This is a genomic window from Serratia sp. K1WW1 (assembly GCF_055790865.1).
Genome location: NZ_CM147697.1, coordinates 4148244 through 4174110 on the forward strand (window position 1 = coordinate 4148244; position 25867 = coordinate 4174110).

Sequence of the window (25867 nt, forward strand, 5' to 3'; positions counted from 1 at the left end):
ATTATTGAGAGCGTTATGGATCACCATCTGCTAGCTATTCGCGTGTTTAATCGCGTGGTGGAAACCGGCGGCTTTACCCGCGCCGCTGATTCGCTGCGTATGCCAAAAGCCACCGTCACCAAACTGATCCAGAGCCTGGAAAACCACCTGCAAACCAAGCTGATCCAACGCACCACCCGCAGCGTTTCCGTCACCTCAGAAGGCGAATGCTATTACCGGCGCACGGTAAAATGGCTGGCGGAGTTGGAGCAGATGGAAGGTTGCATGACTGAATCACAATCCGCGCCTCAGGGCGTATTACGCATTGATGCCGGAGGTTCCACCGCGCGATTGGTGCTATTACCCGCACTGCCCGAGTTTATAGCCCGCTATCCACAGATTCAGATCGACCTGGGGGTGGGGGACCGCAATATCGATTTAATCAACGACAGCGCAGACTGCGTGATCCGCAGTGGCCCGTTGGCCGACTCCAGCCTGATTGCCCGGCGGTTATTCACATTGCAATGGGTGACCTGCGCAACGCCAGCCTACCTTGCCCGACACGGCACTCCGCAACACCCTTGCGATCTGGAGCAGGGATACCCGTTGGCGCACTATCGCCACGCGCTGAACGATCGCATTCAGCCGCTGCAATTTGTCGATCGGGGAAAAACCCTCGATATCCAGCACCGCTACCAGGTTAGCGTCAATGAAAGTAACGCGCATCTTGCCTCCGGGCTGGCGGGTCTGGGCATCATTCAAACACCGCGTTTTATGGCACAACCTCATCTGGACAACGGAGAATTGATCAGTTTATTGGATAACTGGCAACCGCCGGACGAACAGATGTACGTGGTTTACCCTTCAAACCGCCATCTCAGTGCCAAACTGCGGGTCTTTATCGACTGGGCGGTAGAACGATTCCACTAGTCTGTCTGCATGCGGTTTGTGGTAATATTGAGCGCAATATTATTCTGATCCTGTAGGTGCCCACATGGCATACATTCCAAAAAACTACGCGAGACTGGAAACCGGTTACCGCGAAAAAGCACTGAAAATCTTCCCGTGGGTCTGCGGGCGCTGTTCACGCGAATTTGTTTACTCCAACCTGCGTGAACTGACGGTGCATCACATCGATCATGACCACAGCAACAACCCGGAAGACGGTAGCAACTGGGAAATGCTGTGCCTGTACTGCCACGATCATGAACACTCAAAATACACCGAGGCCGATCAATATGGCTCCACGGTGGTGGCAGGTGAAGATGCGCAGAAAGATGTAGGGTTAGCCACACATAACCCCTTCGCCAATCTGAAAAACATGATGAAAAAGTAACGTTATTCACCAAGCGGGGCCGCAGCTTGCGTGCGGTTCCGCCAGATCCCTACCTTAACTACTTCACAAAATGCCAACCTGTTAAGCTATTAACTTAGTTAAATCCAACACCTATTTTAACCCTTTCCCCCAACCAAATACTTACTAAGCTAGTAAGTTGCCAAACAAATAAACCCACAAGTTAAGACTTTCACTACTTGGCAAGCCGCGGCCAATGGGGCATATTGTCGTCATACGTACTTGTTAACTCATTTAATTACCAACCTAGCAAGCGCATTAACTTATTAAGTTAGTTAATTAATAAGTTATCTGCTTGGCAACTTGAGAGATGGCAACATGATTGTTTTGATTGGTTCGCAGAAAGGCGGCGTCGGCAAATCGACCATGGCGGTAAACATCGCCGGATACCTGATCCTGAAACAGAAGAAAACGGCCATTATCGTCGATGCCGATGACCAGAAATCCATCATGACCTGGTTCAACGACCGTCAGAATGTTGAAGGGCTTCCGCAGATCCCGGTGGTGGCTGCCTCAGGTAAGATCAAAGAAACCCTGCTGGAACTGAACCGTCACTACGACTATGTGATTGTCGATACCGCTGGCCGCGACAGCGCAGAATTACGCTCCGGGCTGCTGGCCGCCGATCTGTTTATCTCCCCGCTGCGCCCTTCGCAGATGGACCTGGATACTATCGGCTACCTGTCCGAAATGTTCTCCACCGCCCAGGAATACAATGAAAAGGTAAAAGGCCACATTGTGCTCAACCTGTGCCCAACCAATATCTTCATTAACGAAGCCAACGAAGCGGCCGAAGTGCTAAGCGAATACCCGGAACTGAAGTTGGTGAACAACCGCCTGTGCGATCGCAAAATTTATCGCGATGCCTGGGGCGAAGCGCTAACCGTGCATGAAGCGCACAATGAAAAAGCGCAGCACGAAATCGAAAGCCTGGTAACAGAGGTGATCCTGTGAAAAAACGTACGCCAACCCACCGCATGTCGGAAGATGAATTTATCAACAGCGCCACTTCACATACGTTGATTGTTCCTGCCCCTCCCGCCGTTGCCGAAAAGCCCCAGGGCCGTAAGCGCATTTATAAAGCGCTGTCCGTCAGCCTGACGGATAACCACGTGGAGATGATCGACGAAGTGATCGGTCATGCGGCGCGTAACGGCATCGTACGCATCACCCGTTCCGACGTGATCAAGTTGGCCATCGACACTTTGGCCGACAAGAGCGAAGCGCAATTGTTGGCCCTGCTGAAGAAGATCTGAGCAACTCAACAACTTGCCAGCTTAACAAGTTAGCAGACAAGTAAGCTGGCAAGCTTAACAGGCAAATTACCAAGCTATCAACTTGTTAAGCTGGCAACTTAATGTTATTGATAATAAAACATTAATCTAACGCCAGCATACCCATGCGCTGTAAAATCCTCTGCCCTCTAACGCCCAGAATAAAGGCCACCAACGCCTGTGCGACCACGCATCCCTCATCCAGTAGACACAGTCCATAGGTCACTTTGAAGTCGAGTACGGCTGGCAATCTACGTACTTTTAGCTGCGCGCAGGAGGCTAAGGCATCGGCATAGCTGGCGTAGCCAAGAAAGATATCTGCCAAACCTTCAGCAAGCAGATATTCCGCCGCCAACCGGCCCGCCGGTATTGGCGCAGAATCTGGCCCACCAACCAACGCCACTGCTCTGCTACGCAATGCGCTCCCCTGCCCCGGCAAGCAATGCTCCAGGCGATCGAACAGCTGTTGCGCATAGTCGCCGGAAGGATCGGCTACCGGTGTCGAGGTGCCGACACGCCATTGTGGGTCGCACAGCAACGTCAGCAAATCCGGCTGCGTTAACTCCGGGGTATTACGCACCGTGGCGCATAGGCGATTGCGGGTAAACGGCTGTACCGCCTGCGCAAAGCCAAGTGCCACTAACCGCTGTGGATGTTCGAGATTGGCAGAGGCAAACACCTGCGGCCTTTCCCCCCGCTCAATCCGTTCCCGCAGCATCCCTGCCGGGCCAAAGGTGGCCTCGACCCGGTGACCGCTCTCCTGCTCAAACGCCGTCAACAGCGGAGAAAACGCCAGCCTCAGGCTTCCTGCGGCAAAAAGAGTAATGCTATTCACAATTGCGCTCCCGTTGGCTGTGGAAGATGGGCACCAACGTTTCCAACTGGCTGCCTGCAAAGGGAACGGATACCCGTTCAATCGGCAGATGGAACAGCGGCGAAAGATGGTCTGCCGTCAGCACCTGCTGGCAACTGCCCAACTGATGGCTCCCTTCTGCCCCCAGCAAGAGTGCACGGTCTGCCACGGCATGAGCATGATTAGGTTGGTGTGTCGAGAATATCACCGCCATCTGCCGTTCGCGTGCCAGGTGATCGATCATGGTCAGCACCCGATCCTGATGGTGTAAGTCCAGTGCCGAGGTCGGCTCATCGAGGATCAGCACTTCACAGGCCATCGCCAACGCCCGGGCTATCAACACCAATTGGCGTTGCCCGCCGGAAAGGCTGCCAAACTCACGATCGGCAAATGCCTGCATATCCAGCGAATAAAGGGCCTGTTTGGCTAACTGATGATCCTCAGCCGAAGGCGAACGGAACAGCCCAATATGCCGAGCTCTGCCCATCAACACAATATCCAGCACCTTGTAGGCAAACGGCGGCGTGAAATACTGCGGCACAAACCCTAATCCGCAATGAACGACAACGCTCCCTTGCTGTAACGGCAAAGTGCCCAGCAAGAGTTGCATCAAGGTGCTTTTGCCACGCCCGTTGGGGCCAAGCACTGCCAGCACTTCCCCACGCTGTAACTGCAAATCAAGTTGTTGAAACAGCTTGGGTTGTCCCGGCCAACCAAAGCTCAGGTTGCTGACCTGTAGCAGCGTTTCAGCCATTCCAGCCCCTTACCTGCGCACGCCGTAGCAGCAAGGCAAACAGAGGAGCCCCGATCAGAGCGGTGAGAATACCCAGAGGAATTTCACTGCTGCTTAAGGTGCGCGCCAAATCGTCGATTAGCACCATATACAGCGCTCCAAGGGACATCGCGGCGGGTAATAAACGCCGATGGTCCGGCCCCACCAGCAGGCGGGCCAAATGCGGGATCAGCAACCCTACCCAGCCAATGCTGCCGCTGACTGCCACCTGTGCTGCCACAATCACCGCACACAGCGTCAGGATCAGCCAACGAGTGCGTTCAACGTTAATCCCAAGCGCGGCTGCATCCTCATCCCCCAAAGAAAGCAGGTTGATACGCCAACGCAGGGCCAATAACAGGCCACCGGCCAGCAGTAGCGGCAAGAACAGCATCAGCAACTTATGGCTATCCGCCGTGGCAAAGCTGCCTAGTAACCAGAACACGATGCTGGGCAGCTTCTCTTCGCTATCGGCCAGGTATTGCACCAGGCTGACGCAGGCAGAGAAAAAGCCGCTAAGGATCACCCCGGCCAGCACCAAAGAAAGAATATTGCGCCGAGCGATGGCGCTGGTGATGGCAAAAATCAGCAACAGCGCCAACATGCCAAAGACGAAAGCACTCAGCAACAGCACCAATACCGGCAGGCCAAGCAGGATCGCCAAGGTGCCACCAAAAGCGGCCCCAGAAGACACGCCGATAATATGTGGATCGACCAATGGGTTACGAAATACCCCTTGCAAGGCCGCTCCACAAAGCGCCAAGGCCGCACCCGCCCCCATAGCCAACAGCACGCGCGGCACGCGCACGCCGAGGATCACCTGCCGTTCGATCGCCGTGATATCTGCATGCTGGCCGATAACCGGTTCCAACAAAATCATCAGGCTATGACCCGCCGTGACCGGGTAGCGGCCAATCCCCAGGGAGAGCAATGCGCAACAGGCCGTAAGCAGTAGCAACAACCCCAGTTTCATTTGCCGCTCTGGCAGCAGTTGGTGCGGTAATAGCGTTGGTAGTAGGTGTCTACGTGCTGTTGCAGATCAACATCGGTGAAACGTTGTGGGTAGAGCGTTTTTGCCATCCACAATTCCCCAAGCGCCAACGCTTCTGGCATTGGGTAGCCCCAGGCTTTGGCATATTCCGGCATCAAGTAAACCCGTTTGTGTTTTACCGCGTCAATCGCCTGCCACTGTGGCGAGGTGAGGATCTGCTGCACCACGTCGGGGTAACGTTCCTGCACAAAGATCACCGCCGGGTTCCACTTGAGCACGTCTTCGATGGAAACCTGTTTAAACCCCTGAATGTCTTTGGCCGCTACGTTCACGGCACCGGCATGTTGCATCATCAGGCCGGTGTATTTACCCGAACCGTAAGTCGTGAGATCCGGATTGGCCATATAGACCCGCACCCGTTGGTCCTCTGGGATATCCTGCAAACGCCTGGCCACCAACGCGCGCTGTTGGAAAACATCTTTCACCATCGCATCCGCCTGCAGCTCGCGGCCCATCACCTTGCCAATCAGGCGAATACCATCCTGCAGGCCAAGGTGATAAACCCGATCTTCATTTTCTAGTACCGGATTGATTTTCCCAGCCTGAGCCGCCGGTTCATGGCGCAGCGAGATTGCCACCACCGGAATACCGGCACGTTCGATCTGGGCGATCATATCCGCCGGGGCATAGTTGGCCACAAACACTACCTGCGGGTGCAGAGCCAGCAGGCTTTCGATATTGACCGCCGTAAGATCGCCCGGCATGGGCATCTTGGCCAGGCTCGGAGCCAGCCGTAAATAGTTCGGCCCCAGCTGTTTCTGCCAACTGCTGAGCACGCCAACCACTTGCGGCATGGCGTCTAGCTGTACCAGCAGGTTTAACGTCTGATGTTGTAGCACCACGGCACGGGTAATGTGGTCCGGCAGCGTCACGTTGCGGTTGAGTTGATCGGTAACCTGGCGATCCGCCAAGGCGGCGGATGAGAAAAGAAGAGCAAGCAGTAATAGGCGTTTGAACATGGACGTTTCCGGTGGGCTATCGTTATATACAAAATAATATAGCGATAACCACAATGAAACAATCTACCGGATCAAACAACGCGTTGAAAAGGCAAATTGCTACCGGTTAACAGAGCGGGCAATGCGGGTATAGGTGTGGCGTACACCGCGGATCGCAACGCTGTAGGCAAAGATATTCTCAGGCAACGCCAAGCCAAGATAGCCGGTATCACCGATATGATGCAGATCGGCTCCGGCCATTTTGCTCATCAGGGCAATCTGGCGAAGGGTTTGCACATCGGCCCCCTCCTGAGAAGTGCCGATGGCGGTCATCGCCAGCGCGCCCTGTTGCTGAGTAAACGTAATCAGAGAGGCGACCTTTTCCTGCGACATGCCAGGGATGGTACCCGGTGCAGGCAATAGGACGATGTCGGCTCCGTTTTCTACAAACAGTGCGATATCTTGTTCAGTGATCAACTGACTGCCGCTTTCACGCACAATCCCGGCACCGTGCATTTTGCCGGTCACCAGCACCAGCTTATCGCCCACTTCGTCACGAATGTGCTTTAGCGCCTCTGCGATGGCCTGGTTGCTGACGCCGTTATTCGGGTTACCGGTCAAAACCACTATGCGAGCGCCAAGATCATACAACTTTCGGGCGTTTTCCGCCGTGGCCGCGCGCCCCGCCGTCATCTGCCAGAACTCATTGTGCGTGGTGGCAAACGCCGGATCGACGGCTTCCAGATTGACCCCGATAACGCGCCCGGTCAGCCGTTGCAGTTCGCGTATGGCATTCTCAGGCGGCACATCGCCAGGCAGCCCGGCAATGTGCGGCTGATTGACATCAAACAGGTTCAGCAGCAGGATGTCGGCCCCCTGGCTGGCAGCCAGCTCGGCATTGGTAACGTTATTGAGCAGCGGCTGAGTGACCGCGATGGTCTCACTGACCAGAATGCGCCCTTCGCTGGCACGGATGGCGTAGATCAGATCGTCTTTGCTGATGTTGGCCAGATCGCTGGCGCTACAGTCCAGATATCTTTTCATGATGGGATCTCCGATGATGGGTACTCATAGAAAAGGGAGAGCAGATCTTTGAGCTGGTAAAGACCCCCTCACCCTAACCCTCTCCCCAGGAGAGGGGATTGAACGTGCCACAACGTAACTCTAGTATTTGATCTTCGCTCTAGATTTAAAGTGCCAAAAATTGACTCCGGCACCTGACAACGGCTCCATACCTGCTCCCTCTCCCTGTGGGAGAGGGTTGGGGTGAGGGGCCAGTAACAAAAGTAAACGCTTACAAACTTATTTCAGGATAAAGCTCTGCTGTTGCAGGTTGTCCGAGTCCAGGCCAACAAACACGTTGAATTTACCTGGCTCCGCGCCCCATTTCAGGCTGGCGTTATAAAACTTCAGATCGTCCTCGGTAATCGGTAATTCCACCCGCTGTTCCTGCCCGGCACGCAACGTCACCTTCTTAAAGTTACGCAGCTCCTTGATCGGGCGGCTGACCGAGGCGGTCACATCCTGCACATACAGCTGCACCACGGTAGCACCGTTATATTTACCGGTGTTTTTCAGCATCACGCTGGCGGTAATTTTGCCATCGCGCGCCATTTCCGGGCTGGAAAGCTTGAAGTCAGACAGTTCAAACGGGCTATAGCTCAGGCCAAAACCGAACGGATACAGCGGACCATTTGGCGAGTCGAAGTAGCGTGAGGTGTACTTGCCTGGGTTTTCCTTGCCGAACGGTCGGCCAGTGTTGAGATGGTTGTAGTAAATCGGGATCTGCCCCACCGAACGTGGGAAAGTCATTGGCAGCTTGCCGGAAGGGTTGTAGTCACCAAACAGCACGTCGGCGATGGCGTTACCGCCTTCGGTGCCGCTGTACCAGGTTTCCAGCATCGCATCTGCCTGTTCACTTTCCCAGCTCAATGCCAACGGACGGCCATTCATCAGCACCAGAACCAGCGGTTTACCAGTGGCTTTCAACGCCGCGATCAGGTCACGCTGGCTTTGTGGAATGGTGATATCCGCCCGGCTGGAGGCTTCATGAGCCATCCCCTGCGCCTCACCCACTACCGCCACCACCACGTCGGACTGTTTGGCGATCTTCACTGCTTCATCAATCATCTGTTGTGGCGGACGCGTGTCAAAGGCCACCGCAGTTTCATACTCGTTCAGATAATCAATAATGCTCTTGTCTTGGGTAATATTGGCCCCTTTGGCATACAGGATGCTGGCCTTATCGCCCACCGCATTCTGCAACCCTTCACGCACGGTGATCGACTGCTTCACCACGCCTGCTGCTGACCAACTCCCCATAATATCGCGCTGGCTGTCGGCCATCGGCCCGATCAGCGCAATGGTACCCTGCTTTTGCAATGGCAGCGTCTGCTTGTCATTTTTCAGCAGCACCATCGTTTTACGGGCAATCACACGGGCTTCCGCACGGTGCAGGCGGCTTTCGGCATTAGTATCCTGCGGGTCGGAACCAACCGGGCCAAGGTGGTTATACGGATCTTTAAACAGGCCCATATCATATTTGGTGTTCAGTACGTCGCGGCAGGCACGGTCGATCTCACTTTCAGAAACCAGACCTTCCTTCACCAGCCCCGGCAAGTATTGGTCGTAATACTCGTCGCTCATGCTCATGTCGACGCCGGAGGTGATCGCCAAGCGCACCGCGTCGCGCGCGTCCGCGGCCACGCCATGCTTAATCAACTCTTTAATCGCGCCGTGATCGCTGATGGTGATGCCTTTAAAGCCCCACTGGTCGCGCAGGAGATCTTTCAGCAACCATGGGTTGGCCGTCGCCGGTACGCCATTGATCGAGTTCAACGAAACCATCACACCACCGCTGCCAGCATCTACCGCCGCCTTATACGGCGGCAGGTAGTCCTGATGCATACGCAACGGGCTCATATCGACGGTGTTGTAGTCACGGCCGCCTTCAACTGCGCCATACAGGGCGAAGTGCTTCACGCTGGCCATCACCGAACCCGGCTTGGACGGATCGCCATTCTGGTAGGCATCCACCATCACTTTGGCAATCTTTGATACCAGCCAGGTATCCTCCCCAAACCCTTCGGAGACACGGCCCCAACGTGGATCGCGGGTAATATCGACCATCGGTGAGAAGGTCATGTTCAGGCCGTCATCACTGGCTTCCTGCGCTGAAACGCGCCCGCTCAGGGCAATAGCCTCCAGATCAAAGCTCGCCGCCAGCCCCAGGCTGATCGGGAATACGGTACGCTGGCCATGTACCACGTCATAGGCAAAAAACAGTGGGATCTTCAGGCGGCTGAGTTGCATGGCCTGATCCTGCATTGCGCGGATATCTGGCCGGGTCACGGTGTTGAAGATCGCCCCGATCTGGCCTTTGCTGATACCGTCGCGAATGGCCTCTTTCGGGTTATCTGGCCCAACGCTGATCAAACGTAGCTGGCCGATTTTCTCTTCCAGGGTCATTTGCTTCATCAGGTTGGAGACAAAGGCATCACGCTCCTGAGCATAAATCCCTTGGGTCGCACTGCTTTCCTGCGCAAAAACCGGGCTGATAGCCAGGCCGGACAACATACTCACCACACAAAGCCATTTCATAGTTTGATTCTCAGGCACGTCCCCGCCGGCAATGTCGGCCAGGAGGCATTAATAGATGTGAGCACGCAGTTTGCCATACTCTTTTTGTTTGCAGAATCAATTCGTCTGCGTTGTTGTTAGCAGATGATGCAATCTGGTCCGGCTGGCTTGCGCCTCTGCCCCCAGCCACTCCACCAGCCGGGTTAAGGCCGCAGGCACCACCGCATGTTCGGGATAAACCAGATAATAGGCGGCCCCGCTGACCACGCTGATCGGGAACGGCGTAATAATGCGATTGGCTTGGATATCCTCCTCCAGCAGGCACAGATCGCCGATGGCGATGCCACAGCCCTGTAATGCGGCGCTCATCGCCAGATCGAGCGTATCAAAATGCTGTGACTTGGCGGAGGGCAAAGCCGTCTGCCCCGCCGCTTTCAACCATAGCAACCAATCACGGCGATCGCGCGTAGGATGCAGCAAGGTTGTCTCCGCCAGATCGGCAGGTTCGTGTGGCTGCGCCAGATCGGGCAGATAGTTCGGAGTACAAACCGGCGTCAGGATCTCATCAAACAGGTGGTGCACCACCAGCCGTTTGCCCTGAGGTTTGCCAAACACCACCGCCGCATCAAAATGTTCGCTGCCAAAATCCAGCCCGTGCGACACCGACGCGGTCAGTTCGATATGCATCTCTGGCCGTTCATTCTGCAGGCGAATAATACGCGGCAATACCCAGCGCATCGCGCAGGTTGGGCATTTGACGCGAAGCGTACCCGGCTGTTCCCCGGCCTTGGCCAGCGCTTGCGCCAATTGTTCTAACGCCAACTGTACCGGTGCCAACAGCAGCGCGCCCTGTGGCGTCAGCGTTAACCCACGCGCGCGGCGGCTAAACAGCGGATAACCCAGTTGCTGTTCCAATCCCAGGATCTGGCGGCTGACCGCGCCCTGCGTCAGATGCAGCGTCTGGGCGGCATGGGTGAAATTGAGACGCTCAGCGACCACCACAAAGGTTTTCAGCACGTCGAGCGACGGCAGCGATGTTTGCATAATAAATCCCGATACCTGCATTTATTTTCACTGTCAGCCATGATCTGGCTGCATGGCAAGCATGACGAATTTTCTCTTGTTAGCCCATCCTAACTGATGCTTAATCATTCGACACTCGATTCTTTTGCCGGGAGCCCCCATGCACAGCGCTTGCTCGCAACGTTCGAAACTGCCGGACGTTGGCACTACCATTTTTACCGTGATTGGCCAACTGAGCGCCGAACATCAAGCCCTGAATCTGTCGCAGGGCGCCCCCAATTTTGCCTGTGATGTGCAACTGGTTGAGGGCGTTGCCCAAGCCATGCGTGCAGGTCATAACCAGTACGCTCCAATGAGCGGCGTAGCGGCACTGCGTCATGCACTGGCGGAAAAAGTTGAGCGGTTGTATGGTGCCCGCTATGACGCCGACGACGAAATCACGGTGATCGCCAGCGCTAGCGAAGGGTTGTACTCCGCCATCAGCGCGCTGGTGCATCCCGGCGATGAGGTGATCTATTTCGAACCCGCCTTCGACAGCTACGCCCCGATTGTGCGTCTGCAAGGGGCAACCCCGGTTGCCATCAAGCTTTCGCTGCAAGATTTAACCATCGACTGGAATGAGGTGGCGGCGGCAATCAACAGCCAAACGCGGATGATCATCGTCAATAGCCCGCACAACCCTACCGGCAGCGTATTCGATGAACACGATATCGAGCGCTTGACCGCCCTGACCCGCAATACCGATATCGTCATTCTTTCCGATGAAGTGTATGAGCACGTGGTGTTTGATGGCGGCATTCACCACAGCATGGCCTGCCATCCTGCCCTGGCAGAGCGCAGCGTGATCGTCTCTTCCTTTGGCAAGACCTATCACGTCACCGGTTGGCGCGTCGGATACTGTATGGCACCGGCAGCGCTGATGGACGAAATCCGCAAGGTGCACCAATTTATGGTGTTCTCTGCCGATACGCCGATGCAATACGCCTTTGCCGCCGCCCTGAATAATCCACAAAGCTACCTGGGGTTAGCGGAGTTCTACCAGCAAAAGCGCGATCTGCTGGCAGCCGCGTTGCAAAAATCACGCTTTGAGTTACTGCCCAGCCGTGGCAGCTTCTTTATGTTGGCCCGCTTTAGCGGTTTCAGTAATGAAAGCGACAACGACTTTGCGGTCCGCTTGATCCGCGAAGCCAAGGTGGCAACCATCCCGCTGTCGGCGTTCTACAGCGACGGCACCGATACCGGCATTATCCGGCTTAGTTTCTCGAAAGATAATGACACCCTGCTGGAAGGCGCTCGCCGTCTGTGTCAGGTGTGATCCATTGATTTTTACCATGGGGAAGCAACAACAATGAAAAAAGCACTGAAAACGCTGATCGCGGCGGGATGTTTACTGGCAGCCGGTTCCACACTAGCGGCAGAGAACAGCCTGCGTTTTGGGCTTGAAGCCCTGTATCCGCCTTTCGAGTCCAAATCCGCCAGCGGTCAGTTGGAAGGGTTTGATATCGATCTGGGTAACGCCGTGTGCGCCGCCGCACAGGTCAAATGCAGTTGGGTAGAAACTTCGTTCGACAGCCTGATCCCGGCGTTGCAGGCCCGTAAATTTGACGTGATTAACTCGGCGATGAACGTCACCGAGCAGCGCAGGCAGGCGATTGCGTTTACCGATTCAATCTACCAGGTGCCAAACCGCCTGATTGCCAAGGCCGACAGCGGCCTGCAACCCGATGCCAAATCGCTGGCGGGTAAGCACGTCGGGGTATTGCAGGGTTCCATTCAGGAAAACTATGCCAAGGCACACTGGGCACCGGAAGGGGTTGATGTCGTATCCTATCAGGATCAAAACCAGGTCTATCTGGATCTGACCGCTGGCCGCCTGGATGCCACCTTGATCATGGCCCCTGCCGGGCAGAGCGGTTTCCTGGCGCATCCGGATGGTAAAGGCTTCGCGTTTGTTGGCGATGCGGTACAGGACGATAAAATCCTGGGTGAGGGCATCGCCTTCGGCTTGCGCAAAGACGACACCGCGACGCTGAAAAAGCTCAACGAGGCCATTGCCAAGGTGAAGCAGCAAGGCACCATTGGCGAACTCTCCAAAAAGTACTTTGGCGATATTGATGTCACGGTGAAGTAAACCGTTGTCTTCTGGCACTCTTCAACTCGGAGAGTGCCAGGAAAACGCCATTTACTTGCTGTCAAACACCGAACTGTTCAGCCCACGATCCTGCTGATGCCGCTCCAGCGCCAGCTCAATCAACATGGTGATCAGTTGGCTATAGTTCACCCCGCTGGCTCCCCACAGTTTTGGATACATGCTGATATTGGTGAATCCGGGCAACGTATTAATTTCGTTGATAATCACGTTATTGTCCGGCGTCAGGAACACGTCGACACGCGCCATACCCAGGCAATCCAGCGCCTTGAAGGCTTGCAATGCCACCTCGCGGATTTTATCGCTGACGTCCTGATCGATCGCAGCCGGTACCACCACCTGCGCGCCTTGCTCATTAATGTATTTGGTGTCGTAAGAGTAGAACTCATCGCTCAGGACGATTTCGCCACAGACGCTGGCTTGCGGATTGTCGTTACCCAATACCGCACATTCGATCTCACGGCCAACAATAGCCGACTCCACCAGCACTTTATGGTCGAAGCTGAATGCCAAGGCGATGGCCTTTTCGAACTCAGCCTGGTCATGCACCTTGCTGACGCCAACCGAGGAGCCCTGGTTCGCCGGTTTAACAAACAGCGGTAACCCCAGGCTCTCACTTAATTGAGCAAAGCTGTACTTGTTACGGTTGGAACGCGTCAGCGTAACGAACGGTGCCACCGCCAGACCGGCATCCCGCAGCAGGCGTTTGGTTACGTCTTTGTCCATGCTGACGGCGGAGCCCAGCACACCCGCCCCCACGAACGGCATATTCGCCATGCGCAGCAGCCCTTGCAGAGAGCCATCCTCCCCCAAGGTGCCGTGGACGATCGGGAACACCACATCGAGCTGGCCCAGCGCACCAGCACCGTCGGCTTCAATCAGTTGCTGTTTCTCATACCCAGGGACCAGCGCCACGTTTTTATTCGAGTGGTTCAGCGCGATCAACGCCGGGTTTTCCGCATTCAGCAGGAAGTTGGAGGCATCGTTAAGGTGCCACTGCCCCTGCTTATCAATGCCCAACAGCGTGACGTCAAACTTCTCTTTGTCGATGGCATCCAGAATATTTTTTGCCGACTGCAGCGAAACCTCATGCTCCGCCGATTTGCCCCCAAAGATCACCCCAACACGTAGTTTAGTCACGCCCTAAATCCTTCTTTAAAATGTCATGGCAACAAAGCCGACGATCACAATAAACGCATTGTGCGACCCCGGCAATGGCCATTGGACCTAAAATGCCTGCGCCACAGAATGCCAAACCCACAGCATCCAAAACGTATACACTCCGTATATTGTTCACTTACGGAGTCGGCTATGGGGATTGTAAAAATCTCGGAGACGCTACATGACGATCTCAGGCTCGCCAGCCTGACCATGTCGCGTTCTATCAACGCACAGGCGGAACACTGGATCAGGATCGGCATGCTGGCAGAGCTGAACCCGGAGCTGACCTATCCGCAACTGGTAAAGAAGATGATGAAAGATAATGCGCTGACGCTGAAGGAGATTGTTGGGTGAAAGATATTGTGATTAAAACGCCGCAGGAGATTGCCATCATGCGCCACTCCGGCGCGCTGCTGGCCAAGGTGTTTGCCATGCTCGATGAGGTGATCCATGAAGGGATCACCACCATGGAGATCAATGACCGTACCGAAGCCTTTATCGTCAATGAGCTGAAATCACGCCCTGCCAGCAAGGGCCAGTATGATTTCCCCTACGTGCTTAATACCTCGATCGACGAGGTGATCTGCCACGGCATCCCGTCGGCCAGCAAAATTCTGCGCTCGGGGATGATCGTCAATGTCGATATCACCTTGGAAAATAATGGCTTTATTGCCGATTCCAGCAAGATGTATTGCATCGGTCAAACCACCCCGCTCGCCAAGCGCCTGGTCAACAATGTCTACGAGTCAATGTGGCAAGGCATTCGGGCTGTGAAACCCGGTGCTACGCTGGGTGACATCGGCCACGCCATACAGCAACATGCAGAACAGGCAGGTTACAGCGTAGTACGGGAATATTGTGGGCATGGCATTGGCCGTGAAATGCACGAAGGCCCAGCAGTGCTACACTTCGGCCTGCCCGGCACCGGTACGGTGTTGCAGGAAGGGATGGTGTTTACCATCGAACCGATGATTAACCAGGGCGACCACCGCATCAAACAGAAGAAAGATGGCTGGACCGTGGTCACCCGCGATAAAAAACTTTCCGCCCAATGGGAGCACACCGTGGCGGTGACCGCTGACGGCGTGGAGATCCTGACGTTGCGTGCAGAAGAACGTGAGGCGGGATATCAGGAACGCTATTAAACATTAAACCCCGTTGCAGCCAGGCGGGGACATGGAGATGGGCATGACGCAGGCATTTATCACTCAGTTGAAGAATATCGTCGGCAACGCGCAAGTGCTGACCGGTGAGCGTAGCACCGAACGTTATCGCAAAGGTTTCCGCTCCGGCGGTGGCAAGGCATTGGCCGTAGTGTTCCCTACCCGTCTGCTGCAACTGTGGCAGATCCTGCAAACCTGCGTTGCCGCCGATAAGATCGTCATTATGCAGGCGGCCAACACCGGCTTGACCGAAGGTTCTACCCCCAGCGGCCAGGATTATGACCGTGATATTGTCATTGTCAGCACCCTGCGGCTCGATCATATTCAGGTGTTGGATAACGGCAAGCAGGTGGTCGGCTTCCCCGGCAGCACGCTTAATAAGCTGGAGAGGTTACTGAAACCTTATGGCCGTGAACCGCACTCGGTGATCGGTTCTTCCTGTATTGGCGCTTCGGTGATCGGGGGAATATGCAACAACTCCGGGGGGGCGTTGGTCAAACGCGGCCCGGCCTATACCGAAATGGCGCTGTACGCCAAGCTGGACGCCGATGGCCAGTTACGGTTGGTCAATCATCTGGGGATTAACCTGGGCGATACGCCGGAAGAGATCCTTACGCGGTTGGAAAAGGGCGATTACCGGCCAACGGATGTTGAACATGGCGAACTGCGCGCTTCGGATAACGAATACGCCAGCCGGGTGCGCGATGTGGATGCCGATACCCCTTCCCGCTTTAATGCCGATAAACGCCGCCTGTTCGAGGCTTCCGGCTGTGCCGGGAAGCTGGCGGTGTTTGCAGTGCGTCTGGACACCTTTGCCAAAGAAGACAAGGAACAGGTGTTCTATATCGGCACCAACGACACCGCGGTCTTGACCGAGCTGCGCCGCCATATGCTGACCCAGTTTGAAAATCTGCCGGTGGCCGGGGAATATATGCACCGCGATATTTTCGATATCGCCGAGGTGTATGGCAAAGACACCTTTATGATGATCGACAAACTGGGCACCGATCAAATGCCGCGCTTCTTCACCCTGAAAGGCCGGGTGGATGCCACACTGAACAAACTGCCACTGATACCGCACAACCTCACCGATAACCTGATGCAGAAGCTGAGCAAGCTGGCCCCTAACCATCTGCCGCCGCGCATGAAAGAGTATCGCCAACGCTTTGAACACCATCTGCTGCTGAAAATGGCTGGCCCAGGCGTGGAGGAAGCCCAGCATTATCTGCAAAGCTATTTTGCCGAGATCGACGGTGACTTTTTCGTCTGCACGCCTGAAGAAGGCAAGAAAGCGTTCCTGCACCGCTTTGCCGCAGCAGGTGCCGCCGTGCGCTATCACTCGGTACATGCCGATCAGGTCGAGGACATTCTGGCGCTGGATATCGCCCTGCGTCGCAACGATAGCGAGTGGTTCGAAACCCTGCCGCCAGAGATCGACAACCAGTTGGTACACAAGCTGTATTACGGCCACTTTATGTGCCACGTGTTCCACCAGGATTACGTGGTGAAAAAAGGCGCGGACAGCCATGCGCTGAAAGAACAGATGTTGGCGATCCTCAACCAGCGTGGTGCGGAGTATCCGGCCGAGCACAACGTCGGCCATCTGTATCATGCCAAGCCGGATTTGCAGGCGTTCTATCAGGATGCCGATCCTACCAACAGTTTTAATCCCGGCATTGGCAAAACCAGCAAGCAAAAACACTGGGGTAACAACATTCAGTAACATTTTATCCTATCCCCTCACCCCAACCCTTATGTCTTGATCTTCTCCGCCTTAGCGGAGAAGATCCCCGACTGATCATCGGGAGATAGTTGGTGAGCTCCTCCTAACCCTAGTGCCTATGAGCCCGTGGGAGAGATTGTGCCCCAACTGTCTATTTCCCTGTCGCCTTGTAGACCGAACGGTATCCTGTGCCTATGAGCACCCACATATAAGGATGGTCCGGCGATAAATTACAGACATGGTTATGGAGTGCCATAATGCGCAGAACCCCTGTCGGCGTTGATATCGCCAAACTCAAGTTTGATGTCGCCGTACTGCTGGAAAATCAGAAGTATAAAACCAAAAAGTTTGCCAATACCCCTTCTGGATGCCGCGAGTTCGCGGCCTGGTTGAGCCGCTTTGGCGACTGTCATGTCTGCATGGAAGCCACTGGGAGCTACAGCACGGAACTGGCCACTTATCTGGCAGACAACAACTACCACGTCAGTCTGATGAACCCGGCGTGTATCCATTCCTTCGGCAATACAGAACTGACCCGGAACAAAACGGACAAAAGCGATGCAGCGATGATAGCCCGCTACTGCGCACTGCATCAGCCTGACCCGTGGTTCCCAGCCCCATTGAGCGAACGCCAGTTGACCGCGTTGGTCAGGCATCTTAAGAACCTGGAAGAGATGCGTCAGATGGAAGAAAATCGCCTGGAGGTGGCAGAAGCGGTCATCGTCCCTTCACTCAATGAACACATCGCCACGTTGGATGAACTGATACGAGAAACGAAGAAGAGAATCAGTCAGCACATCGATGATAACCCTGACCTGAAACGGGACAGCGAGTTGCTAAAAAGCATCCCAGGGGTGGGAGAGATGCTGAGCTCCAGCCTGCTGGCCTTTGCTGGAAACCTGCGTCGGTTCACCAGCAGCAAGGCCCTGGTGGCGTACGCAGGACTGAATCCACAGCGATGTGAGTCGGGGATGTTTAAAGGGAAAAGCCGGTTATCGAAAGTGGGACACAGTGAGCTACGAAGCGCGTTATACATGCCAGCGGTAGTAGCAGGCCAATACAATGTTGTGGTTAAGGACTTGACAGAAAGGCTGAAGTTGCGTGGGAAGTCGGGCAAAGAGAGAGTGTGTGCGGCGATGCGAAAACTGCTGCAACTGGCCTATGGTGTGGTGAAATCAGGAAAGGTATTTAATGCGGAAATACCGCTTGCCGGATAGCCGACAAGACGGTATCTCTCCCACAGGGAGAGGGAGCTGGTAGAGCCTGCCCTTTTGGAAGCAAAGGATCATCTCAGCACATTCGTATTAAGCCTCTGCATGCGGGGCACTGACAGGGAGAGGGAGCTGGTAGAGCCTGCCCTTTTGGGAGCAAAGGATCATCTCAGCACATTCATATTAAGCCTCTGCATGCGGGGCACTGACAGGGAGAGGGAGCTGGTAGAGCCTGCCCTTTTGGGAGCAAAGGATCATCTCAGCACATTCGTATTAAGCCTCCGCATGCGGGGCACTGACAGGGAGAGGGAGCTGGTAGAGCCTGCCCTTTTGGAAGCAAAGGATCATCTCAGCACACTCGTATTCAGCCTCTGCATGAGGGGCGCTGGCGCGTTATCGCTCTTTATGCCCCTGTTCTTCTGCCCTGTCGTCTAGACTTAATGTTCTGAATAAGGCGTCTGTCAGGCGTCAACATGAGCGACGAAAGGAGCACTTCATGCCATACCAGACAGTAAACCCCTTTAACAATCAGCTAATTAAAGAATATACCCCGCATAACGACGATCAGGTGGAGCTGGCGCTGGCCCAGGCCGATGCGCTGTATCATTCCGACTGGGCCAAGGGTGAAATCATCCAGCGCCTACCCGTGTTGCATAAGTTGGCCGATCTGATGGAGAGCCGGGTGGAGGAACTGGCGAACATTGCCAGCGTTGAGATGGGTAAGCTGATCGAGCAAAGCCGTGGCGAAGTAAAACTGTGTGGCCAGATTGCCCGTTACTACGCCAATAATGCGCAAAAATTCCTGGCCCCGATAAGCTATCAGTCCAGCCTGGGTGAGGCCTGGGTCGAGCATCATCCCATCGGGGTGTTGATGGCGGTCGAACCTTGGAACTTCCCTTTTTACCAACTGATGCGCGTGCTCGCCCCTAACCTGGCGGCCGGTAACCCGGTATTGGTTAAACATGCCAGCATCGTGCCGCACTGCGCCGAAGCGTTCGAAAAGCTGGTGCATGAGGCCGGAGCGCCCAAAGGGGCCTATACCAACCTGTATATTTCCCAGGATCAGGTGGCCAACATCATCGCCGACGATCGGGTGCAGGGCGTGGCACTGACCGGTTCGGAAAAAGCGGGCAGCATCGTGGCAGCTCAGGCGGCCAAGAAGCTGAAAAAGGCCACGCTGGAGCTGGGGGGTAACGACGTTTTCGTGGTGCTCGACGATTGCGATCTTGAGAAGGCCGTCAAAGTGGGTGCAGAGGCACGGCTGAACAATGCCGGGCAGGTCTGTACCGCCGCCAAGCGTTTTATCGTGCAGGAGAAAGTGGCGAAAGCGTTCCTGCAACAGCTCACTGAGCATTTCAAGAATGTGAAAATGGGCGATCCGCTGGATGAAACCACCACCTTAGGGCCGCTATCCTCCAAGTCGGCACTGGAAGGGCTCACCGAGCAGGTCAATGAGGCGGTGAAACAAGGGGCCAAACTGCACCTGGGCGGCAAGGCGTTACAGCATGAAGGTAACTTCTTTGAACCCACCATCCTCACGCATATCAGCCGCGATAATCCGGCCTATTTCACCGAGTTCTTCGGCCCGGTGGCGCAGGTCTATGTGGTGAGCGATGACGAGGAGATCGTCAAGCTGGCCAACGACTCCCACTACGGGCTTGGCGGGGCCATCTTCAGCACGGATATTGAACGAGCCAAAAAGCTGGCCTCACGCATTGAAACCGGCATGGTGTATATCAACTCCTTGACCGATACCGCGCCTGAGCTGCCGTTTGGCGGAGTGAAACGTTCCGGCTTTGGCCGCGAGCTGTCAGATCTGGGGATTAAGGAGTTTGTGAACCAGAAGCTGGTGGTGGTAAGCAACAGCTAGCCTATTAAGGAAAGCCCCCCATACCGCAGGGTATGAGGGGCAACAATCACGCTAACTTCAGAATAACCAGGAACCATACCCCCACAGCAGTACTGTCAGCCCAAGTAGCAGTTCAAGCAACAGGATGCCCATAGCCAACGTCGAGCTGGAGAAGATAAACCCCTCTTTGCGATCGATATTCAGGAAATGCGGAATGCCGAGGTACAGCAGATAGCCCGAATAAGCCAGGCCAATAACCCCGACGAACAGACACAGCCAAACCACCGGGTACAGCGCCACTAATCCGCTGAGGAACATCGGAGTAGCAACATAGCCCGCAAAGACCATACACAGATGCAGGCTTGGCCGTGACTCATAACGGCGAGCCATCCAGTGGATCACCTTGCCCATGATCGCCACACCAGCCAGCATCAACAGATAAAATGCCACGGCGGTGTAGAAAGCGGTGAACATATCCAGGCGGATCGCCTGCCCTTGACCAGAGAGCCAGCCTAGCTGCGTGGTACCGATAAATGCGCTGACCACCGGTATCAACGCCATTAGCAGCACGTGGTGGGTATACAGGTGCGAGACGGATTCATTCTCGCTTTTGATCTGTTTCAACTCGACGTTGGGATGGGCCAACAGACCCCAGACATGATTGACCATGAGACACCTCCTCATTTCGCCGCCAACCGCGATCGGCGAACGGAAAACACACCACTGGCGGTTCAGACACCGCGCAAGGGTTGCGGCTATCAGGCTCTCTGCCCTGCATCAATTATAGTCTTTGGCTGAAAAAACGTACGCTGTCAGCGGCCTGTGGGTTACTCTGCACTATAATCAATATGTTGCGTTATTTGATGGAGGGAGACCATGACAACCAAGATCCGCACCCGCCAAAGCGGGATTAATAACGTCCAGGCCGGACAGAACGTGATGGTGATAGAGCCCAGCAACCTGTATGGCTGCCAGTTGGGGGACGACGTGTTTGTCGGCCCGTTTGTCGAGATCCAGAAGAACGTCTGCGTGGGTGCGCGCAGCAAGATCCAGTCGCATAGCTTTATTTGTGAATACGTGACCTTGGGCGAAGATTGCTTTATTGGCCACGGCGTGATGTTTGCCAACGATCTGTTCAAAGGGGGTACCCCTAACGCCGACCCGGCAAGCTGGGGGCACACGCGGCTCGGCAACCGGGTTTCGGTGGGTTCTGGTGCCACCATACTGGCCGTGGAAATCTGCGATGACGTGGTGATTGGTGCCGGTGCGGTAGTCAGCAAGAGCATTACCCGCAAAGGCATTTATGCGGGCAACCCCGCCAGGCTGCTAAGGGAGCTGGAATAATTGCATCAGGCGATCGGCATCGAAACTATCAGCGAACTCCCCTTCGGTTACCTGGAATACGGTGATTTTTCCTTTGCCGTCGCCTGTTACGCTCAGCCCTGCTTTGATAAGCCGGTCGAGCAGTGGCCGACCCAGCCGGTGGCTCCTTTCAATAAAGTCTATCCGCTGGCCCCGTTCCTCAATGACGATGGGGAAACCTTCCTCGCTCGTTACCAGGGGGAAGCGGTGGGACATATCACACTCAGCAAAAACTGGAACGACTATACGCTGATCGAGGAGATTGCCGTCAGCCGCCACGCTCGCCGCCAAGGCGTAGCCACGGCGCTATTGCATGCCGCACGTCATTGGGCACGGGAGCAGGACACCGCCGGGCTGATGCTGGAAACGCAAAACAATAATCTGACCGCATGCCGCTGCTATCAACGCTATGGCTTTGTGCTGGGCGGCATCGATCATTTACTCTATCGTGGGCAACCGGACATTGCCGATCATGAGATCGCGCTGTTCTGGTACCTGCCGTTCAATAATGAAGTGGGCTATTGATTTACCACTTTTTGGGTGACGTTAGGTTTACCTTGCGCACGCCATACTGGCCAAACCAATGATCGCTTGGGAGAAAGGGATGCGTGGCTTGGCCCTGATAATATTGAGTACGACGCTGATGGGTTGCAGCGGTAAACAACCGGCCAAAATCCCGGTAGAATCGCTACCGCAACAGGTGAAACCTCTGACAATGGCGATAGTAATGGACGATTACACAGTAAACAAACTGCAGGCAGCGCTGGCTCTGCATGCGGCGGTACCGGAAATCGATAAAGGGCGGGCCATTGAGATGCTCTCACAGACTTTCCTGGAAACTCCTTACCTAGCCAACCGGCTGATCGGTTCCGCCACCACTGCGGAACAATTGGTGATCGATTTCCGTGGGGTAGATTGCTTTACCTATCTGGATTACGTGCAGGCGCTCAGAACCGCCACCAGCGAAAACGAATTCGTCGAAAATGTGATTCAGACGCGCTATATCAATGGTGATGTCAGTTTCCAGCAGCGCAAGCATTTCTTCACCGACTGGGCGTACACCCGCCAGATCCTTGCCGACGACGTTACCGCTCAGCTCAGCCCGCATGCCGTCACCGTGGTCAAACAGCTCAACCGCAAAGCGGACGGCGAGCTCTATCTGCCTGGCATCGCGGTCACCGAGCGCAGCGTCACCTATATCCCCAGCGAATTCATTGATGAGCAGGTGATAGGCCAATTACAGACCGGCGACTATATCGGCATCTATACCAGGCTGCCTGGGCTGGACGTTACCCATACCGGTTTCTTTATCATGACCCCTAATGGGCCGGTACTGCGCCATGCATCCTCACGCCCAGAAAACTACAAAGTGATGGACTCGGCGTTTGCCAGCTATGTGCTGAATACGCCGGGCATTGTGGTGTTACGGCCGCGCTGATCGCCGCGTTATGAGCTATAAGAAATTGTGCTTAACCAGGATTTGACTTGGCTACGGCCATAGGTTTAGCTGTTGGCACAACACTGACCGATCTTATTGTTTTTACAGGGAGTCACTCATGGCAATTGTTTGGCGCTGCACCGCTTTGGCCGCAGCATTAGCAGCAACGTTGTTATTACAAGGGTGCGATCAGAAGGCCGATCAAAACCATATCAAGGTTGGCGTCATTAACGGTGCCGAGCAGGACGTGGCAGAGGTCGCCAAACGGGTGGCCAAAGAGAAATATGGCCTGGACGTGGAGCTGATTGGCTTTAGCGGTTCGTTGCTGCCCAATGATGCCACCGACAAAGGCGAACTGGATGCCAACGTATTCCAGCACCGCCCCTTCCTGGAACAGCAAAATAAAGATCACGGCTACAAACTGGTGGTGGTAGGCAATACCTTTGTGTTCCCAATGGCGGGCTATTCGAAAAAGATCAAATCACTGTCAGAGTTGCAGGACGGCGCGGTAATTGCCATCCCGAACGATCCCACCAACCTGGGCCGCGCGCTGTTGCTGCTGCAAAAGGTTGGGCTGATCGAGCTTAAGCAAGGCAAAGGCCTGCTGCCAACCTCGCTGGATATCAGTGCCAACCCGCACAACTACCAGATTATGGAGCTGGAAGGTGCGCAACTGCCCCAGGTATTGGACGATCCTAAAGTCGCGGTGGCGGTGATCAGCACCACCTACATCAACCAGATTGGCCTGACGCCGACCAAAGACGGGATTTTTATCGAGGATAAAGATTCGCCGTACACCAATATCGTGGTGGCGCGCGAAGATAATAAAGATGCGCAGAACGTGCAGAACTTCGTGAAAGCCTACGAGTCCGATGAAGTCGCCAAAGCGGCAGAGAAAATCTTCAACGGCGGTGCCGTCAAAGGCTGGTAACTCCCCCGCGATCTGTTGCAGGTGCTGGTTGTTGGTGCCTGCAACGCGTCACAAAAATTCCCCACCTCCCTGCTTGACCCTCACGTAACGTCAGGCTGTAGTATCTCTGCTCACACCAGGGAGATAACCAGCATGTTACTGAAAGTCGGCGAACTGGCCCGCCGTTCGGGCATCACCATAAGAACCTTACATTATTACCACAGCATTGGGCTGCTGGTTCCCTCTGCACGTTCCGATGCCGGATATCGCCTCTACAACCGGGAAGATATTACTCGCCTGCACCATATTCAAGCCTTGCGGCGAATGGGAGTCGCACTGGCAGAAATCGACTCGATTCTGGCGAACTCGGGGCTGGCGTTACCTGCGGTTATTGAACAGCAAATTGCCATGCTCGATCGGCAACTGACGCAGATAACCACGTTGCGCAGTCGCTTACAGCATATGCACGCCCAATTGACTCAAGGCAATGAACCCGAACTGAATGATTGGCTGATCACGTTGGAGATGATGACCATGTACGACAAATACTTTACCGCCGACGAACTGGCGCAGCTGCCGTTCTATCAGGCCGACGAAGCGCGTAATCGTGAATGGCGGGAGATGGTGAGCACGGTGCAAGCGCTGATGGACGGTGGGGCAAGCACCGAAGATCCGCGTGCTCAGGCCATTGCGCGCCGCTGGATGTGCACGCTGGAGCGTGATACGGCAGGCAATCCGGCATTTCTGACCCGCCTCAACGCCATGCACGCCGATGAGCCTTCGATGCGCGAACAAACGGGGATCACACCGGCAATGACCGATTACGTCACCCGTGCCTTTGCCGAAACCAAGCTGGCGATTTATCAAAAATACCTGTCTGATACCGAATATGCCTATGTCCGCGCTCACTATTTTGATCGCATTCAGGAATGGCCTGCGCTCATTGCTCAATTCCAGCAAGCGATGCAGCAGGAGGTTGCACCTGCATCGACACAGGCTAAACAGCTGGCAGCCCTTTGGCTGGAGCTGTTCCAGTCCTATGCCAGTGACAATCCAGCCACCCAGATGAAGATCCGTCAGGCGATGGAGCAAGAGCCGACTTTGACCGAGGGTACCTGGCTCACCCCGGCGCTGTTGGACTATCTGCGCCAGTGCGTCACACAGCTGATGCGGGGGTAACCCGTCTTCCCTCACCCCAACCCTCTCCCACAGGGAGAGGGAGCTGGCCGGAGTACTTGGTTAACTCGCAATATTAATAAAAAATAGCAATATCAAATAACTATAGGATAACGGAACTAGCTTGTACCTTCGATACATCTGCGTCGTTTCAGGAAGTAATCGGGGGTATCAACGGACTCGAGCGGTCCCCTCGCCCTGTGTGAGAGGGAGCTGGCCCGAGTACTTGGTTAGCCCGCTACGTTAATAAAATATATTAATATCAAATGATTATAGGGTAATTGAACTAGCTTGCGCCTTTGAGGCATCCGTGTAGCTTCAGGAGGTAATGGGGTATCAACGGACTCGATCGGTCCCCTCGCCCTGTGTGAGAGGGAGCTGGCCCGAGTACTTGGTTAGCCAGCTACGTTAATAAAATATATTAATATCAAATAATTATAGGGTAATTGAACTAGCTTGCGCCTTTGAGGCATCCGTGTAGCTTCAGGAGGTAATGGGGTATCAACGGACTCGATCGGTCCCCTCGCCCTGTGTGAGAGGGAGCTGGCCCGAGTACTTGGTTAGCCAGCTACGTTAATAAAATATATTAATATCAAATAATTATAGGGTAATTGAACTAGCTTGCGCCTTTGAGGCATCCGTGTAGCTTCAGGAGGTAATGGGGGGGTATCAACGGACTCGAGCGGTCCCCTAGCCCTGTATGAGAGGGAGCTGGCCGGAGTACTTGGTTAGCCCGCTACGTTAATAAAATATATTAATATCAAATAATTATAGGGTAATTGAACTAGCTTGCGCCTTTGAGGCATCCGTGTAGCTTCAGGAGGTAATGGGGGTATCAACGGACTCGATCGGTCCCCTCTCCCTGTGGGAGAGGGCTAGGGTGAGGGGTAACACCTAACGCA

The 25867-nt window shown here is 54.8% G+C and carries 26 protein-coding genes; 17 read left to right on the forward strand and 9 right to left on the reverse strand.

All coding sequences use genetic code 11. The features are described from left to right. Positions 1 to 15: 15 nt before the first annotated feature. The 4 genes from ACX9GU_RS18720 (at position 16) to ACX9GU_RS18735 (ending at position 2589) form a co-directional block, all read left to right on the forward strand. Complete coding sequence (locus ACX9GU_RS18720) at positions 16 to 909, forward strand: LysR family transcriptional regulator (protein ID WP_473192527.1); 894 nt, start codon at positions 16 to 18, stop codon at positions 907 to 909. 64 nt (positions 910 to 973) lie between these two features. Next, positions 974 to 1315, forward strand: coding sequence for an HNH nuclease YajD (yajD, locus tag ACX9GU_RS18725; protein WP_021180444.1), 342 nt, complete (start codon positions 974 to 976; stop codon positions 1313 to 1315). Positions 1316 to 1651: 336 nt separating this feature from the next. Continuing rightward, a complete protein-coding gene (locus tag ACX9GU_RS18730) occupies positions 1652 to 2287 on the forward strand; it encodes a division plane positioning ATPase MipZ (RefSeq protein WP_473192528.1) in 636 nt (211 codons plus the stop codon). Continuing rightward, positions 2284 to 2589, forward strand: coding sequence for a hypothetical protein (locus ACX9GU_RS18735; protein WP_021180442.1), 306 nt, complete (start codon positions 2284 to 2286; stop codon positions 2587 to 2589). The genes ACX9GU_RS18730 and ACX9GU_RS18735 overlap by 4 nt, the downstream gene beginning before the upstream one ends. A gap of 121 nt (positions 2590 to 2710) precedes the next feature. On the opposite strand, the gene ACX9GU_RS18740 is transcribed toward ACX9GU_RS18735, so the two are convergent. The 7 genes from ACX9GU_RS18740 to ACX9GU_RS18770 all read right to left on the reverse strand — a co-directional run bounded on the left by ACX9GU_RS18740 (position 2711) and on the right by ACX9GU_RS18770 (position 10844). Continuing rightward, positions 2711 to 3442, reverse strand: coding sequence for a substrate-binding domain-containing protein (locus ACX9GU_RS18740; protein WP_473192529.1), 732 nt, complete (start codon positions 3440 to 3442; stop codon positions 2711 to 2713). Continuing rightward, complete coding sequence (locus ACX9GU_RS18745; RefSeq protein ID WP_473192530.1) at positions 3435 to 4214, reverse strand: ABC transporter ATP-binding protein; 780 nt, start codon at positions 4212 to 4214, stop codon at positions 3435 to 3437. The genes ACX9GU_RS18740 and ACX9GU_RS18745 overlap by 8 nt, the downstream gene beginning before the upstream one ends. Further along, positions 4207 to 5205, reverse strand: coding sequence for a FecCD family ABC transporter permease (locus ACX9GU_RS18750; protein ID WP_473192531.1), 999 nt, complete (start codon positions 5203 to 5205; stop codon positions 4207 to 4209). The genes ACX9GU_RS18745 and ACX9GU_RS18750 overlap by 8 nt, the downstream gene beginning before the upstream one ends. After that, positions 5202 to 6242, reverse strand: a complete 1041-nt coding sequence (locus ACX9GU_RS18755; RefSeq protein ID WP_473192532.1) for an ABC transporter substrate-binding protein — start codon at positions 6240 to 6242, stop codon at positions 5202 to 5204. The genes ACX9GU_RS18750 and ACX9GU_RS18755 overlap by 4 nt, the downstream gene beginning before the upstream one ends. A gap of 99 nt (positions 6243 to 6341) precedes the next feature. Beyond that, on the reverse strand, positions 6342 to 7265 hold the full coding sequence (locus tag ACX9GU_RS18760) for a DUF7916 family protein (RefSeq protein WP_473192533.1): 924 nt from the start codon (positions 7263 to 7265) through the stop codon (positions 6342 to 6344). Positions 7266 to 7523: 258 nt separating this feature from the next. Then, on the reverse strand, positions 7524 to 9821 hold the full coding sequence (gene bglX / locus ACX9GU_RS18765) for a beta-glucosidase BglX (RefSeq protein ID WP_473192534.1): 2298 nt from the start codon (positions 9819 to 9821) through the stop codon (positions 7524 to 7526). A 96-nt stretch (positions 9822 to 9917) separates the two neighbouring features. Further along, positions 9918 to 10844 carry a LysR substrate-binding domain-containing protein gene (locus tag ACX9GU_RS18770; RefSeq protein ID WP_473192535.1) on the reverse strand — a complete coding sequence of 309 codons (927 nt, stop codon included), beginning with the start codon at positions 10842 to 10844 and terminating at the stop codon, positions 9918 to 9920. A 139-nt stretch (positions 10845 to 10983) separates the two neighbouring features. Between ACX9GU_RS18770 and ACX9GU_RS18775 the strand changes: the two genes are divergently transcribed. Both ACX9GU_RS18775 and ACX9GU_RS18780 read left to right on the forward strand, forming a co-directional pair. After that, positions 10984 to 12138 (forward strand): methionine aminotransferase, encoded by a 1155-nt coding sequence (locus ACX9GU_RS18775; RefSeq protein ID WP_473192536.1) that lies wholly within the window; start codon positions 10984 to 10986, stop codon positions 12136 to 12138. A 33-nt stretch (positions 12139 to 12171) separates the two neighbouring features. Beyond that, the gene (locus ACX9GU_RS18780; protein WP_071683213.1) at positions 12172 to 12954 is read left to right on the forward strand and encodes an ABC transporter substrate-binding protein; all 783 of its coding nucleotides are present in this window, start codon (positions 12172 to 12174) and stop codon (positions 12952 to 12954) included. Positions 12955 to 13005: 51 nt separating this feature from the next. Here ACX9GU_RS18780 and ddlA read toward each other — a convergent pair whose 3' ends face one another. Continuing rightward, positions 13006 to 14112: a D-alanine--D-alanine ligase gene (gene ddlA, locus ACX9GU_RS18785; protein WP_473192537.1), complete on the reverse strand. Its 1107-nt coding sequence runs from the start codon at positions 14110 to 14112 to the stop codon at positions 13006 to 13008. Between the two features lie 171 nt (positions 14113 to 14283). Between ddlA and ACX9GU_RS18790 the strand changes: the two genes are divergently transcribed. The 6 genes from ACX9GU_RS18790 to ACX9GU_RS18815 all read left to right on the forward strand — a co-directional run bounded on the left by ACX9GU_RS18790 (position 14284) and on the right by ACX9GU_RS18815 (position 20100). Beyond that, positions 14284 to 14487 (forward strand): ParD-like family protein, encoded by a 204-nt coding sequence (locus ACX9GU_RS18790; protein ID WP_024527427.1) that lies wholly within the window; start codon positions 14284 to 14286, stop codon positions 14485 to 14487. Further along, the gene (gene map / locus ACX9GU_RS18795; protein WP_059200210.1) at positions 14484 to 15278 is read left to right on the forward strand and encodes a type I methionyl aminopeptidase; all 795 of its coding nucleotides are present in this window, start codon (positions 14484 to 14486) and stop codon (positions 15276 to 15278) included. Before ACX9GU_RS18790 ends, map begins: the two co-directional genes overlap by 4 nt. Before the next feature lie 43 nt (positions 15279 to 15321). After that, entirely contained in the window at positions 15322 to 17019 is a 1698-nt protein-coding gene (gene dld, locus ACX9GU_RS18800; RefSeq protein WP_473192538.1) for a D-lactate dehydrogenase, read from the forward strand. A 257-nt stretch (positions 17020 to 17276) separates the two neighbouring features. Then, positions 17277 to 18236 (forward strand): IS110 family RNA-guided transposase, encoded by a 960-nt coding sequence (locus ACX9GU_RS18805; protein ID WP_473192326.1) that lies wholly within the window; start codon positions 17277 to 17279, stop codon positions 18234 to 18236. 54 nt (positions 18237 to 18290) lie between these two features. Next, positions 18291 to 18665, forward strand: a complete 375-nt coding sequence (locus ACX9GU_RS18810) for a hypothetical protein (protein ID WP_473192539.1) — start codon at positions 18291 to 18293, stop codon at positions 18663 to 18665. Between the two features lie 61 nt (positions 18666 to 18726). After that, positions 18727 to 20100, forward strand: coding sequence for an NAD-dependent succinate-semialdehyde dehydrogenase (locus ACX9GU_RS18815; RefSeq protein ID WP_473192540.1), 1374 nt, complete (start codon positions 18727 to 18729; stop codon positions 20098 to 20100). Between the two features lie 57 nt (positions 20101 to 20157). Here ACX9GU_RS18815 and ACX9GU_RS18820 read toward each other — a convergent pair whose 3' ends face one another. Then, a complete protein-coding gene (locus tag ACX9GU_RS18820; protein ID WP_024485762.1) occupies positions 20158 to 20748 on the reverse strand; it encodes a Yip1 family protein in 591 nt (196 codons plus the stop codon). Positions 20749 to 20955: 207 nt separating this feature from the next. Between ACX9GU_RS18820 and ACX9GU_RS18825 the strand changes: the two genes are divergently transcribed. The 5 genes from ACX9GU_RS18825 to ACX9GU_RS18845 all read left to right on the forward strand — a co-directional run bounded on the left by ACX9GU_RS18825 (position 20956) and on the right by ACX9GU_RS18845 (position 24968). Continuing rightward, on the forward strand, positions 20956 to 21423 hold the full coding sequence (locus ACX9GU_RS18825; RefSeq protein WP_024485763.1) for an acyltransferase: 468 nt from the start codon (positions 20956 to 20958) through the stop codon (positions 21421 to 21423). After that, on the forward strand, positions 21424 to 21966 hold the full coding sequence (locus tag ACX9GU_RS18830) for a GNAT family N-acetyltransferase (RefSeq protein WP_473192541.1): 543 nt from the start codon (positions 21424 to 21426) through the stop codon (positions 21964 to 21966). A gap of 79 nt (positions 21967 to 22045) precedes the next feature. Next, positions 22046 to 22879 carry a DUF1460 domain-containing protein gene (locus ACX9GU_RS18835; protein ID WP_473192542.1) on the forward strand — a complete coding sequence of 278 codons (834 nt, stop codon included), beginning with the start codon at positions 22046 to 22048 and terminating at the stop codon, positions 22877 to 22879. 118 nt (positions 22880 to 22997) lie between these two features. Beyond that, on the forward strand, positions 22998 to 23810 hold the full coding sequence (locus tag ACX9GU_RS18840; protein ID WP_021180425.1) for a MetQ/NlpA family lipoprotein: 813 nt from the start codon (positions 22998 to 23000) through the stop codon (positions 23808 to 23810). Between the two features lie 132 nt (positions 23811 to 23942). Next, positions 23943 to 24968 (forward strand): MerR family transcriptional regulator, encoded by a 1026-nt coding sequence (locus ACX9GU_RS18845; RefSeq protein ID WP_473192543.1) that lies wholly within the window; start codon positions 23943 to 23945, stop codon positions 24966 to 24968. Positions 24969 to 25867: the final 899 nt, after the last annotated feature.